The 12,807-nt window shown below is 69.0% G+C and carries 12 protein-coding genes and 2 pseudogenes; 5 read left to right on the top strand and 9 right to left on the bottom strand.

Going from position 1 to position 12,807, the window contains the following annotated elements; genetic code table 11:
- The 3 genes from DIZ27_RS42675 to DIZ27_RS42665 all read right to left on the bottom strand — a co-directional run.
- On the bottom strand, positions 1 to 380 hold a 380-nt coding region (locus tag DIZ27_RS42675), incomplete at its 3' end, for an alcohol dehydrogenase catalytic domain-containing protein (RefSeq protein ID WP_181383984.1).
- Entirely contained in the window at positions 377 to 580 is a 204-nt protein-coding gene (locus DIZ27_RS42670; RefSeq protein WP_307824952.1) for a helix-turn-helix transcriptional regulator, read from the bottom strand. The genes DIZ27_RS42675 and DIZ27_RS42670, both read right to left, overlap by 4 nt.
- Before the next feature lie 23 nt (positions 581 to 603).
- The gene (locus tag DIZ27_RS42665) at positions 604 to 1,035 is read right to left on the bottom strand and encodes a hypothetical protein (RefSeq protein ID WP_109383673.1); all 432 of its coding nucleotides are present in this window, start codon (positions 1,033 to 1,035) and stop codon (positions 604 to 606) included.
- 763 nt (positions 1,036 to 1,798) lie between these two features.
- On the opposite strand from DIZ27_RS42665, the gene DIZ27_RS45415 reads away from it, so the two are divergent.
- Positions 1,799 to 2,515: a hypothetical protein gene (locus DIZ27_RS45415; RefSeq protein ID WP_146229123.1), complete on the top strand. Its 717-nt coding sequence runs from the start codon at positions 1,799 to 1,801 to the stop codon at positions 2,513 to 2,515.
- A 449-nt stretch (positions 2,516 to 2,964) separates the two neighbouring features.
- Here DIZ27_RS45415 and DIZ27_RS42660 read toward each other — a convergent pair.
- Positions 2,965 to 4,074: pseudogene (locus DIZ27_RS42660) on the bottom strand (IS701 family transposase); the annotation flags it as partial.
- A 100-nt stretch (positions 4,075 to 4,174) separates the two neighbouring features.
- Between DIZ27_RS42660 and DIZ27_RS42655 the strand changes: the two are divergent.
- Positions 4,175 to 4,651 carry a hypothetical protein gene (locus DIZ27_RS42655; RefSeq protein WP_109383671.1) on the top strand — a complete coding sequence of 159 codons (477 nt, stop codon included), beginning with the start codon at positions 4,175 to 4,177 and terminating at the stop codon, positions 4,649 to 4,651.
- Between the two features lie 108 nt (positions 4,652 to 4,759).
- Here the strand turns inward: DIZ27_RS42655 and DIZ27_RS49115 are convergent, their stop codons facing one another.
- Positions 4,760 to 5,284 (bottom strand): XRE family transcriptional regulator, encoded by a 525-nt coding sequence (locus DIZ27_RS49115; protein WP_375232080.1) that lies wholly within the window; start codon positions 5,282 to 5,284, stop codon positions 4,760 to 4,762.
- Between DIZ27_RS49115 and DIZ27_RS42645 the strand changes: the two genes are divergently transcribed.
- The gene (locus tag DIZ27_RS42645; protein ID WP_309074994.1) at positions 5,250 to 6,377 is read left to right on the top strand and encodes a PP2C family protein-serine/threonine phosphatase; all 1,128 of its coding nucleotides are present in this window, start codon (positions 5,250 to 5,252) and stop codon (positions 6,375 to 6,377) included. The genes DIZ27_RS49115 and DIZ27_RS42645 overlap by 35 nt on opposite strands.
- A 702-nt stretch (positions 6,378 to 7,079) precedes the next feature.
- On the opposite strand, the gene DIZ27_RS42640 is transcribed toward DIZ27_RS42645, so the two are convergent.
- Positions 7,080 to 7,682 (bottom strand): hypothetical protein, encoded by a 603-nt coding sequence (locus DIZ27_RS42640; RefSeq protein ID WP_109383669.1) that lies wholly within the window; start codon positions 7,680 to 7,682, stop codon positions 7,080 to 7,082.
- Positions 7,683 to 8,825: 1,143 nt separating this feature from the next.
- Between DIZ27_RS42640 and DIZ27_RS42635 the strand changes: the two genes are divergently transcribed.
- On the top strand, positions 8,826 to 9,065 hold the full coding sequence (locus tag DIZ27_RS42635; RefSeq protein ID WP_109383668.1) for a hypothetical protein: 240 nt from the start codon (positions 8,826 to 8,828) through the stop codon (positions 9,063 to 9,065).
- A gap of 15 nt (positions 9,066 to 9,080) precedes the next feature.
- Here the strand turns inward: DIZ27_RS42635 and DIZ27_RS42630 are convergent.
- Positions 9,081 to 9,447, bottom strand: a pseudogene (locus DIZ27_RS42630) (XRE family transcriptional regulator); the annotation flags it as partial.
- Between the two features lie 189 nt (positions 9,448 to 9,636).
- Here DIZ27_RS42630 and DIZ27_RS42625 point away from each other — a divergent pair.
- Positions 9,637 to 10,758, top strand: coding sequence for a PP2C family protein-serine/threonine phosphatase (locus tag DIZ27_RS42625; RefSeq protein WP_258308869.1), 1,122 nt, complete (start codon positions 9,637 to 9,639; stop codon positions 10,756 to 10,758).
- Between the two features lie 100 nt (positions 10,759 to 10,858).
- Here DIZ27_RS42625 and DIZ27_RS42620 read toward each other — a convergent pair whose 3' ends face one another.
- Both DIZ27_RS42620 and DIZ27_RS42615 read right to left on the bottom strand, forming a co-directional pair.
- Positions 10,859 to 11,704 carry a sodium:calcium antiporter gene (locus DIZ27_RS42620; protein WP_258308868.1) on the bottom strand — a complete coding sequence of 282 codons (846 nt, stop codon included), beginning with the start codon at positions 11,702 to 11,704 and terminating at the stop codon, positions 10,859 to 10,861.
- 329 nt (positions 11,705 to 12,033) lie between these two features.
- Positions 12,034 to 12,582, bottom strand: a complete 549-nt coding sequence (locus tag DIZ27_RS42615; RefSeq protein ID WP_375232079.1) for a DoxX family protein — start codon at positions 12,580 to 12,582, stop codon at positions 12,034 to 12,036.
- Positions 12,583 to 12,807: the final 225 nt, after the last annotated feature.

Below are 12,807 nucleotides of genomic sequence, written 5' to 3'. Positions count from 1 at the left end.
GGTGTGGCCGCCGCTTCGGTGAAGCTCAGGTTGGCGGGTTTGCGGGCGAGCTTGCCCGGGCGGGCGAGCGCGAACTGCGCGTACGCGCCGGTCGCCKCGCCGTACACCTCGTCGCCGGGGCGGAACGCGGTCACGTCGGCGCCGACGGACTCCACGACGCCGGCCACGTCCATGCCCGGCACGCGGTTGCGGGGTCGGCGCAGGCCGAAGCCGAGGCGGCCGATGAGCGGCAGCCCGGTCATGAGGTGCCACACGCCGTAGTCGACGCCGGCCGCGTGCACCCGGATCAGCACCTGGCCGGCGCCGGGCGTCGGGATCGGGACCTCGCCGAGGCTCAGCACGTGCGGCGGGCCGTACTCGTCCTGGACGATCGCCCTCATGAGGGGTCTCCTTCGGTGTCGGGGTACTGGAAGACCTCGTCGAGTCCGACCCGGAACACCCGGGCGATGCGGAACGCCATTTCCAACGAGGGGGAGTAGCGACCCTGTTCGATCGCGATGATGGTCTGGCGGGTGACGCCGACCCGGTCGGCCAGCTCGGCCTGGGTCATCTGGTCGTGCGCGAACCGCAGGGCCCGGATCGCGTTGGTGACCCGCGTCGGCTTCACCACGTCTGGAAGCCGCCCTTGCGGTACGCCACGATCTTGGCGAACGAGCTGAGCACCGCGGACAGCACGAACGCCAGGTAGACGGCGTTGGCGATCCAGAAGTGGCGCAGCTCGGYGAKGGCCATGACCAGTGCGGCGAGTGCACCGACGACGACCATCGACTGCCCGATGCGCTCACTGACCTGGTTGATCTCACGGTCGCGCTCGTCGGTGCGGTCGGCGCCGGGGCCGCCCACGACGGCCATCGCGATGTGGGTCACGATCGCGGCGACGATGGCGCCGCCGATGGTCCACAGCAGGGTTCCCGCGTAGGCGACGTCGGCGAGCGGGCCGTCGCCGGCCCGGCCCAGGACGGTCGTCACGTAGAGCGTGTACGCGGCCAGGGAGACCAGGATCATCACCCAGGCGCGCTTTTCCTCGAAGGCCATGCCCGCTCCTCATGTAAAACAAAGCTGACATCCGTCAATGTAAAGCGCACCGGACACCATGTCAAAGTTTATTTACATGATCGGTCGGTGACGCCATGGCCCTCGCCGCGGTGCTGCTGCACAACGTCCACAGTCGGCCGGACGGCGCAGGYCGCACCGGCCCGCCCTCATCGGAAGGGCCGCAGGATCTGGCTACTCAGGTTCGCTCCGCTCGGCGGCACCCTCGCCGCTGCCCAGTGGCAGACGCTCGGCCACGTCCGGCCGCACCTCGCCGTAGATCTTCATGCCCTGCCTTCCACTTCCTGATCCACACCCCGAGCGCACCACCCACCCACCAGCCAGTGGATCAGAACTCACAAAACTTAAGACAGCGTCACCCCGCCCGGGACAACACCCCCACGGCAGCGATACCCCACAAAAATCTCACCCTCATGACAGTGGCCCTGCGCCCCTAAACCGCCACCCACCAGCAACAACACACCCAGACCCCACTGTCGCTCACCCCACTGTCCCGAAACCGAGAGATCGCAGCTAAACCACTGAAACCTCAACGCCGAACATCAACCACAGGAACCGGTGAAACCACATGACGCGCCACGGTGAAAAATGGATAACGCCCATCAAGTTGGACGGCATGGCGCCGACCTCCCGGGGGCCGGCGTTCGAGGACCGCTGGGATGCGCCGAGATGGTTCGCCTCCGCCTCCCGGTGCTGACCAGCACGAACACCGAGCCGTGGCACCGACCGGCAACACAATGACCTGGTGATTCATCAAAAAGGTCAGCGCGAAACCGGCAACCACTGTCATCATCTCGACCAGGGCCAACGCCACCCCGGATCACTGGCACATCAACTCCGAAGAAACACTGACAACCCGATGCGCGTCATCACTGACCCGACCATGCAGCCACGATGCTCCAGCTCACCGCGTGAGAACGCATCGACCCTGGTCCCGACAAGAGTCGGTATCATTCGACATCCCTTGCTGAATATTCCCTTGGGAGCATCATTCATGTTTAATGAGTGCTGGTACTGCGGACGTAGCCAAGCGAAGAAAAAGTACGCACACCCAATTAAACTCGCAACGCATCACTGGTTTGACAATTCTATTTTCACGAGCACCTGGAATACGGAATTTTTAATCGTGTACGTGCCCAGATGTCGAACGTGCTCGCGACTCATGTGGAAGCTCGATCTAGCCATCAGGATCTCTCTATGCCTAAGGGTGGCAACCGGGATTCTGGCAGCCCTTGGCATATTTATCGCCATTATCAATACCGCGATTCCCGGTATTGAATGGCGCGTCGGGATTATCTTGACTCTATCCACCATCCACTACGGCGCCGCATTCTTTCATGTCAGAAGCAAGGAAGCGCTAACATTGATGAAGGCGAAGAAAATTTTCAGGAGCGCGCGCGGATACCCCCCCGTAGCCAAGGTAATTGAGCAAGGCGGGGTTCCTAAGAGAATTATCTTCTGAAATGTTGCCCAGGATGCCAATTCCGGAACGCGTCTGCGAATCTGCATCGGAAGGACACGCCGCGACCTGCAGCAACCTCACGAGCCGTCACCGCAAAAACTGCACCCCGATGTCACCACCCCACACCGCACGGCGAACTCCCAACTCACCGCCCTGATACCAGCGCTGGAGGGCACTGGTGTCACCACTACAGGAACCGGTGACATTGAGATGCAGATCCGCACTTGGCCAGGTGTGATCGGCACCCTAGTACTGCAACGACACTTCGTGGTGTCCCCGACGTCTGTAGTGGCTGATGCGAGCTCGGGCCTGGCTCCTTCTTCGCCATGATGACCAGGCGAATACGTGCTGGATGCGGTGGCGGATAGGAGAGGAGATGCGGTTGAAGAGCCGCCGGGCCTCGTTCATGGTCACGGGTATGAGGGATTGATCGGTACCAGTTTCCGGATCCCCCTTTTTGCCTCGACTCGCAGGATGGCGAGGAAGGCGAGGGCGGCCATGGAGAGGGTTATGTGCCGGTACCATGCGGCGCACCCACGGACCTGATAGTGGTCGAGTCCGGTCTCGTTCTTCGCGGTCTGGAAACATTCCTCGACCATCCACCGGGATCCCGCGACCTGCACGAGTTTCTCCAGCGGAGTTCCGGCCGGGCAGAAGCAGATGTAGTAGGCGATGTCCGTGGGGTCGGTGACGCTGCGCCGCGCCAGCAGCCAATGGTCCCAGCCCTCGCGCCGCCAGGGCCGGATCGCTGCCGCGGCCCAGTCGTATGCGCGTGGACCGTGAGCGCCGTCGCCGCAGCTCAGGCGCGTCCACGCATCGTCGGGAAGCTCGCCGATCAGCTTGTGCGCGCGGGCCTGGCCGAAAAACTCCATGGTCATGACCATCTGCGATTTCGGCACCGCAACCACATGAGGGATGTCGTGTTCTTCCAGCCAGATACGGATCCGGCTTGTCTGCCCATAGACTTCATCGGCGGTGACCCACCCGAACGGGATGCCGGACTCCACGGCCCGCTTCAGCATGCGCAAGCCCAGGTCGGGTTTCGTGGCGAACTCGACATCATCACCGATGCCGGCCGCCCGGCAACGCTCACGGTTCGATGTCCATTCCTTCGGGAGATACAGCTCGCGGTCGATCAGCGCCCGGCCCTTCCCGGATCCATACGCTAGGAAGACACCCACCTGGGAATTCTCGATCCGTCCCGCCGTTCCGGAATACTGCCGGGCCACACCCGCCGACCGGACACCCTTTTTGAGGAATCCCGTCTCATCGAGAATGAGGATTCCCCGCTCGGGGTCCCCGAGGTGCTCCACCACCGCGTCGCGGACGTCGTCACGCACGGCGTCCGCGTCCCACCGGTAGTGGTTCAACAGCCGCTGCATGCCCTGAGGACCGTCGTCCCCGGCGGCCTCCGCCAGGGTCCAGCCGTTCTTCCGCTCCGTCTCACTGAGCAGTCCCCGCAGGTAGGACACCATCCGTCGTCGGGGCTCCACCCGGCCGAACCGGCCCGCGAACCTAGCCACGAAGTCATCAAACGCATCTGACCAGCCGTCAGTTATCTCTTCCCCCACGCAACAACCAACGACACGGCACCCACAACGTCACGGAGTGTCGTTGCAGTACTAGGCGTGGTGGCGGGCGGGTGGCAGGATCACGAGGGTGACTGATCATGGTGAGCTGTCCCTGCGCGCCGGAGGCAAGTCCGTACGCGTGGCGATCGCGTTGTCCGCACTGGCGGCGATTGCGGCAGGGGTCGCGGCCGGACTCGGTGTTGCGCAAGCCGACACGTGGGGGATCCTCTCCGGAGCGATCGCTGTAGCGACCGTTACGGGCGCCCTCACGCTGCTCGGGCGCCGCGTGGAGGCGGGGCCGGCCGGACTGAGGTTCCGCACGGTGCTGCGGTGGCACCGGCTGGAGTGGGACGAGATCGTCCACTTCGAGGAAGTACGGGTAGACAGCAGCGACCCCCGCAACCGCAGCACCCATCTCCGTGTCGCGGCCAAGCTGCGCGGCGGCGCTGTCGTCTTTCTGCCGGTGCCGTACCTCGACACCGCAGAGGCACCGCCCTTCGAGGAGCAGGTGGCCCAGCTGCGCGCACTGCGCCGCCGCTACTCGCGCGGTACCCCGGCGCAGTAGCTGCGGGCCTTCGGCATCACCGTGTTCGTCACCGTCGCCTGAGCCGATGTGACAACTATCGGGCTTCGGCTCAACAGAACCGACACATGCGGCAGCACGCCGCACCACCTACAGGTCGAACTCGAGGTGTTCCACGTCGGTGAATGCCACCTCCAGGCCGTGGGCACGGCGGCCGCCGTCGCGGAAGTAGACCTCGCCCAGGCCCTCGGCGGCGATGTCCCGCAGCTGCTGTTCGGTGGCTCCGGTGTCCTGGGCGTCGAAGAGGCGGGCCGCGTGCTGCGGGGGCAGGGCGAGGGTGAGGTGGCGGAGGCGGGCGTCGTCGGTGGTGCCGGGCACGGCGGTGAAACCGAACCGGGCCCGGGTGTCGACGACCAAGCCGGTGCTGGTGGCCGCCTGCTTGCGGGCCTGGGCGCGGACGCGGGGCTGCCACCGGGCGCGCACCGCGTGGGGACGTTTGCCTGTGTTCGCGCTCATGCCCGGTTGCCGATGGGTGGCCGTGCGTGCCGCTGCGGGGCTGCCCGGTCGGGTGTAGGCAGGAGATATGCCATTGCGGCAGCGGTTCACGCAGCGTCTTCGACCACGGCAAGCCTGGGATGCCTTGCTGGCGCTCCCGCTCGGTCTGATCGCGGTCATCGTGCTGGTCGACGTGCTGGCCAAGGGGCTGCCGCTGGGTCCGTCGCTGCTGATCGTGGCGCCCGCGCTCACCGCGTCCTTCGCCTCCACCCTGATCACCGGGGCGATCGCCGCAGTCGCGATGGTGGGCATGCTCGTCATCGGCCTGGACTCCCACCTGCTCGGCACGATGGATTTCTGGTCCCAGTTCGTCGCCCTGCTGGTGGTGTCGGTGCTCGTGACGGTCTTCCGCTGGCTGCGCGAGCGGCACGCCCGTGAGCTGGCTCTGGTGCGGATGGTGTCGGAGGCCACGCAGCGGGTGGTGCTGCGGCCGCTGCCGCGGCGGATCGGCCCGCTGCGGGTGGCGTCGATGTATCTGGCGGCGCAGGAGCAGTCCCTGATCGGCGGCGATCTGTACGCGGCCGTCCGCACCCCCACCGGCACCCGGCTGATCATCGGCGATGTGATGGGCAAGGGGCTGACCGCGATCAGCGACGCCGCCCTGCTGCTGGGCGCCTTCCGGGAGGCCGCCCACCGCCAGGCCACCCTGCCCGACCTCGCGGCCTACCTGGACCACAGCGTGTGCTGGAACCTGGCCGAGCCCACCGAGGCGGAGACGGCCGGGGAGTGCTTCATCACCGCCGCGCTCCTCGACATCCCCGACACGCTGCCGCTGATCCACATGGTCAGCTGCGGGCACCCGCCCCCCTTGCTCCTGCACGGCCGGCAGGTCCGCGCGCTGCACGCCACCCGCCCCGCCCCGCCGCTGGGCCTGGGCGAACTGACCGCTGCCACGTACTACGCCGACACCTTCACGCTCGAGCCCGAAGACCTGCTGCTGCTGCACACCGACGGAGTGATCGAGGCCCGGGACGCCGAAGGCGCCTTCTACCCGCTGACCGAACGCGCCGCCTCCTGGACCCTCCACAGCCCTTCCGCGCTGATCCACCACCTGCGCACCGACCTGCTCGCCCATGTCGGCGGCCACCTGGTCGACGACGCCGCCGTGATCGCTGTCCAGCACACCCCCGCCGGCACCCAGCGCAGTGGCTCCCACCCACGACAACGCCCGACCGACCGGGGAAGCGGTCGGGTCCTCGGCCGGTTACGCTGATCGCCGCGCGGCGGTGAGGAGAGGGCTGGCCCGGCCTGCGATATCTCGGTCTCATGTCAGCGAACCACCAGGGGATATACCGCGTCGTGACAGTAAGATCCGCTGCCCGTGCCCCCCTCATGTCAGCAGCGGACCGTCACCCGTCCCCACCGGGACCAGCGAAAAGACGGCGGTAAGCAGCCACCGGCGGCTGCCAGCCACTCCACTGACACAAACCCGGCACATCGCAGCTCACCGGACAGTGACCCGGACACTGCACAGCCCGCTCGAGGCCGTCTCTGTTCTCCCTCATCCACACCCCCCGAGCACACCAATCACTCGCCGGCCAGCGGATCAGAACTCACGGAACTGAGACAGCATCACCCCTCACGCGATAACGCCCCCACGACAGCGATACCCACGGATCTCTCACCCTCATGACAGTGGCCCCACGCCCCTAAACCGCCACCGACCAGCATCAACACACCCAGGCCCACTGTCACTCACCCCACTGTCCCGAAACCGAGAGATCGCAGGCTGAACCAGCGGCCGGGATGCACTTCCGGGCGGGGCTGAGCCGGCAGGGCGCCGCTGTCCGGATTTATGCCGGGGCGCCCGGGTGGATGCGTGAAAGCGGGTGTCCGGGGTGGGATGCTGCAGGCAGAACCCCGGCCCGATTCCAGCGGGCCGGGGTCTTTGCGTGGTGCCGGGGCGGCGGTTCGGTCAGTATCCGCCGTGTCCGCCGAAGCGGTGGACGACCCGGAAGCTGCCCACCACCCCGTTCTTGACGCGGACCCCCTCGGTGTGGTGCACCTTGATGCCGTTCGCTTCGCTGTGGGGGCCGACCGTCGCGACGGGGGCGCCGTTGTCGCAGGTCGCCCCGCGGAAGAACTCGACGGTCCTCTTGCTGTCGTTGCGGATGTTGAAGCTATTGGCGCCCAGGCCGCTCACGACGGTGATGCAGCCGTCCGGGCGGGCGGAGAACGAACGCTCGTTGATGTGGATCCGGCCTTCGAATTCCTTCTCTTCGAAGCCCCGGTTCTCGAAGCCCCGGCCCTCGTGGTCCTTGCCCTCGAAGCCCCGGCCTTCGTTGCCCTTGCCCTCGAAGCCCCGGCCTTCGTTGCCCTTGTCTTCGAAGCCCCGGCCTTCGTTGCCCTGGCCGGATTCGCCGCCCAGGGGGGCCGCGGCGGGGGCGGCCGCCTGCTGGACCGCGGGGGCGGCCTGGGCCGGCTCGTAGGCGGACGCCGAGGCGTAGGTGATACCGGTGACGGCCAGGGCCGCGGCGGCCGCGACGGCCGCGGTAACGACATTGGGACGAGTCTTCATCACGTGCTTCTCCTGTCTCGTGGGATCGGCCGGCAGCCGACTCGTGATGAACGTACTGACCGATTCCCATACCTGTCATATCGGGACATAAGGGAAAGTCAGCGGATTGACTCCAATCGGGTCACAGGAGGCGCCCGCGGGCTGTGTCACGGCGTGCTGACGTGTAATCAGCTTGCTTTTCCTGTAGTGGACTTGATGCACCGATAGGCTGTCCGGGGGACTTTTCCGGCGCCCGCTCACCCGCGGCCGCGGCGTGTCGTTCGTTGACATACCGGGTGAAACCCGTCTTCCCGTGGTGCCGGGCGGCGGGCGGGGTGCTCGAGCCCGCGGGCGGGCCCGCGACGCGGTGCCGTCTGCCGGATGAGGTTCCCGCAGAACGTCCCGGTGGAGGCGAAGACCTGACGCCGGCTCCAGGTCCCCGCCAGCGGGCACCCGCGGCCGGCCGGCGGGCCCGCCTCCCGAGCGCTCGGGCGGGCCCGCCACCCGCAACGGACTGTGTCCACGGTGGCAGGGGCGGCTCGCCCGGCGAACCGGAACCCGGCTCGCCGGGTCCCCGCGCGCCACCGCGCGAGCAGGCCAGGGACATGATGCCCCTCGCCGCGAGCCGATCGCGGACACCCGGGGCCGGCGTGTCCGGTGCCCGGCCCCTTCGCGCYTCTCTRCTCACCCGCACCGCCCCGTCGCCGATGGCGGGCGGCCTGCTGCCGCAGAGCTTGGCGGGCGGCTACAGGCCGCCCGCCGACCTCCTCACCCGGGCCCGGAGCACCGGGCCCGCCGCACCCACGCCCGAGCCGGCCCCGAACCCGAACGCCGACGCGTCAGAGGTCGCGCAGACAGGCGGCCGGCAGGGACCAGCGGGCAGACAGGACAGGCACAGGTTCCGTGATCGTGGAGTTGCGACGCTCTGTAAGCACAGGGAAGGCCTGCGCCTGCGCACCATCACGGCCGGAATGCCGTCGCCGACACCGCACCCTCACCAACAACCCAGCTGTCTCCCCGGCTCTGCCGCCTTACCACCTACCGCGATCGCAGCAGCGCAGGGTGCTGTGGAGGGGGCGTACACGACACGCGCGCCCTGGAACCCGCCGCCGCCCACGGCGATMCCGGTGAGGAAGAACAACGCGCGCCGGGCGAGAATCCGGCATGACCGACCGCCGCCCGCTGGGCACCGGACCGACCCTCACCGCCACCGAAGCGGACACCGAGCTGCCGCCCGCGCCACGCGCCCAGCTCGCCGCCGAACGCCTGCCCACCACCCCATCCGCCGGCGACCCGATGCCCACGCGCCCAATCACCGGGCGCCGCGCCCTGGGCGCCGGCCCCGGCGGTAATCCGCAGCCACCCACAGCCGAATGCACAGCTGCGCAGCCTCCCACGGTCTGATGGCACAGCCCGGCCCTACAGGTCGAACTCCAGGTGCTCCCCATCGGTGAACTCCACCGCCAGGCCGTGGGCGCGGCGGCCGCCGTCGCGGAAGGACACCTCACCCAGGCCCTCGGCGGCGCTGTCGCGCAGCTGCCGTGCGCCGGCGTCGGCGTCGTGGGCGTCGAAGAGGCGGGCCGCGTGGTGTGGGGGCAGGGTGAGGTGGCGGAGGCGGGCGTCGTCGGTGGTGCCGGGCGCGGCGGTGAAGCCGAACCGGACGCGGGTGTCGATGACCAGGCCAGTGCTGGCGGCGGCCCGGCGGCGGGCTTGGGCGCGGATGCGGGGCTGCCGGCGGGGCGCGGACCGCGTCCTGAAGGCGTCGGGCGAGGTCCGCGCGGGGCCGGTCAGCCCACGTGACAATGCCCATCAGGGGACACGCAGAAGTCCGGCTGATCGCCGGAAGCTTCGCCCGGCCGTGGTGCCCCGGTCGCCGGGGTCGGGGATGCGGCGGAGACTGAAACCCGGCTTCTGTCCAGGAACATCCCCGGAGCGCAGGAGAATGGGCCCCACCCGCGCGTCACCGCCCCTTCAGATGCGGTGGTTTCGTTGGCTGCCCGCCGCGCTGATCCTCGGCGTGTTCCTCCTCGACCTCCTCACCCCGCCACATGTGAGGGTGTTCCTCCTGCTGGCGGCTGTTCCCGTGCTGGTCGCGCCCTGGCTCTCCCTGGCCGGGACGATCGCCGCCGGTGGGGCGGCGCTCCTCGCCGCGGTAGCCCTGCCGCTGGTGAGAGGCAGGACGCCGTTCGGCATCGACAACATCTTCCCGTTCTCCACCTTCGTCACCCTGACCCTCCTGGCCGCAGTGGTCAACCGGCTGCTGGCCCGCGAGCGGCGGCAGCTGAAGAACGCCCGCGAGGTCGCCGAGGCCGTCCAGCGCGCGATGCTCCCCTCCCCGCCCCACCGGATCGGGCCGCTGGCCGTGGCCACTCGCTACGAGGCCGCCACGCGGGAGGCCGCCATCGGGGGCGATCTGTACGCGATCCACTCCACCCCCTACGGCATCCGGCTGATGATCGCCGACGTCCTGGGCAAGGGCCTGGGCGCGGTCCAGACCGTCAACGCGCTGCTGGGCACCTTCCACGAGGCCACCCTCCACATCCCGGACCTGCCCGGCGTGGTCCGCCGCCTGGAGGAACGGATCCAGGAGACCCAGGCCGCCGAGAACGGAGGGGAAGCCGAGAGGTTCGCCACCGCCGTCATCGCCGAACTCTCCGCCGACGGCTCCACCCTGCACATGGCCAACCGGGCACACCCGGCGCCGTTGCTGGTCCACCGCGGCCGGGCCCGCCCGCTGGAGCCGGGCACGCCCTCGCTGCCGCTGGGCCTGGCCAACCTCGGCGACCCGGACATCCCGGTCGACCGGTACGTCCTGCCCGAGGGCGCGGTCCTGGTGCTGTTCACCGACGGCGTCGTCGAGGCCCGCGACCACCGCGGGGTCTTCTACGACCCCATCCCGCGGCTGTCCCGCCCCCTCCCGCCGGACCCGGACCGCGTGCTGGACGCCCTGCTCGCCGACCTGYACCGGTACACCGCGGAGCACCTCGACGACGACGTCGCGCTCCTCGCCATCGGCCTGCCCCGCGACGCGGACGACAGCCCCGACGGGGCCCCGGCCGTCCACCGGAGAAAGGCAGACGACAGCGGGCACGTTTGAGGAGATCCACGACTGTGCTGCGCAATCCCCCGGGACCGCGGGACCACACTCCGCGACCCGCGGCGACGCGGCCATGCTCGGCTGCTCCGAGTGGCTGTTCCTACGGGGCGGCGAATTGCGCAGCAGCGTCGCGGACCCAGATCACCGCGTTCATGATCTCGGGGAGTTCGGTGGCGATCGGGGACAGCAGCAGGGCGGTGACCGAGGCGGACAGGCCGAGCATCGGGCCGATGGCGTCCAGCTGCTTCACGAACAGCTGCGAGGCGAAGAAGATCACCGCGAGGGTGACCAGGGTCTGCGCGAGGGCGGCCCAGGTGGCCGGGGAGGCGGCCCTGGGCTGGAACTTCAGCGGCTCCAGCTCCTCCTGCTCGCCGTCCTCGTCTTGGCCGCCGCGGATCTCCCGCCAGAAATAGACCGCGTAGGCGGCGAAGAACAGCAGACCGAGCACCGGCTTGAAGGCGAACGCGACCAGGCCGAGCGCGACCTTCACGGTGAAGATCGGCAGGAACCACTTCTGGTCCTTGGCCAGCCGCTTCATGTCCTTCGCAGTACCGAGCGCCTGCTCAGGGTCACTGGCCGGCGGGGCGGGCATGTCGGGGCCCCTGCCGCCCGCGGCGACCAGCGCGGCAGTGCGCTCACGCTCCTTGCGGCGCTTGAGCAGCAGCACGGCGCCGGTGACGCCGTAGGCGACGGTGGCCAGCGCCAGCGGGCCGCCCATCGCGGCGCCGACGCCGATGTTCTTGGCCTCAGCCGTCGCGCCGGTGGTCACCGCGACGAGCGTGACGACGGACTCGGGTAGTGCGGTGCCGAAGGCGGCCAGGATCGTGCCGACCGCCATCTTGCCCACGTTGAGGCGCTCGCCGAGCCATTCGACGGCGTTGACGAACCACTCACAAGAGAGATAGATCGCCACCGCGCAGACGATCAACAGTATGAAATGGATCACGGTCTTGGTTCAGCCTTCCCGCACCGGCGGGGGCTTCGAGAACAACCGCGCGAGGGGAACGGCGGCAGCTTCGACCCCGCCGACACGCATACGTCGTCGACGAAGGGCCGAAGGTCTTGCCCGCCCACACCACGGTGCGGGCCCAGCCACCGGGAACCCTGCGCTGGGTTCCAGTGTGTCGACGACCGGTATCGCGGGGCTACTCCCCTTCGCGGTCGCCGAGCCTGCACGGTGATCCGCGACGCCCCCAAGACCCGGGGACCCCGTACCGAAGAAGTGATCCCCGCGCAGCAGGCGTCGGCTCACCTGGTGGGCCGGCTGCTCTTGGTCTAGAGACTGAGCGTGATCGCGGCGGCGACGCCGCCCAGGCTCAGGGCGAAGGCGGCCTCTTTCCAGCCGCCGGTGCCCCAGCGGAAGAAACGGTCGACGGCCAGCCGGCCCGGGCCGATGGCCGCGACGGCCAGGGCGACGACGGCGATGCACACGCTGTACTCCACGCCGCCGTCCGTCTCCCACAGGCCGTGGGCGCCGGTGACCGTGGCCATCGCATTGATCATGACGCCGATCAGGGCGGCGGCCGCCAGCGGCGTCAGCAGGCCGAGGGCCAGGCCGAGGCCGCCCAGCAGCTCGGACAGCCCCCCGATCGCGGCGAACAGCTGTCCCGGGTGGTAGCCCAGGGCCGCGAACCCCTTGCCGGTCGCCGTCAGGCCCTGGCCCCCGAACAGCCCGAAGACTTTCTGGGCACCGTGCCCGGCCATCAGCAGCCCGAAAGTCAAGCGGATGAGCAGCAGGCCGCAGTCGGCGGCGGTCACGACCGGCACGGCGGCCGCAGGTGCTGCCGATTCGGTGGAGGGAACAGGACGGTTCAGGATACGCATGGTCAACATGGCAATGCTCCGGTAGGAAGCCGGAACGGGCGTTTCCCCCAGCTCGGCGGACAGACGCCGAGCGACGGTCACGGGTGAGCGAGCCCTGCACAGGGTCGCGGAGCGCGCCCCTTCTCACCCGATCCCTGCGCGGCGGACAGGGGCGGGCACGGGCGGCGGCCCGCGCGGGCAGGGCAGCGTCCGGTCAGCGGTCTCGCGCCATGGGGTCATCGTGAT

The organism is Streptomyces sp. NWU339 (assembly GCF_003143855.1).
Lineage (GTDB): Bacteria > Actinomycetota > Actinomycetes > Streptomycetales > Streptomycetaceae > Streptomyces.
This window is presented reverse-complemented; position numbering and strand designations above follow the sequence as displayed.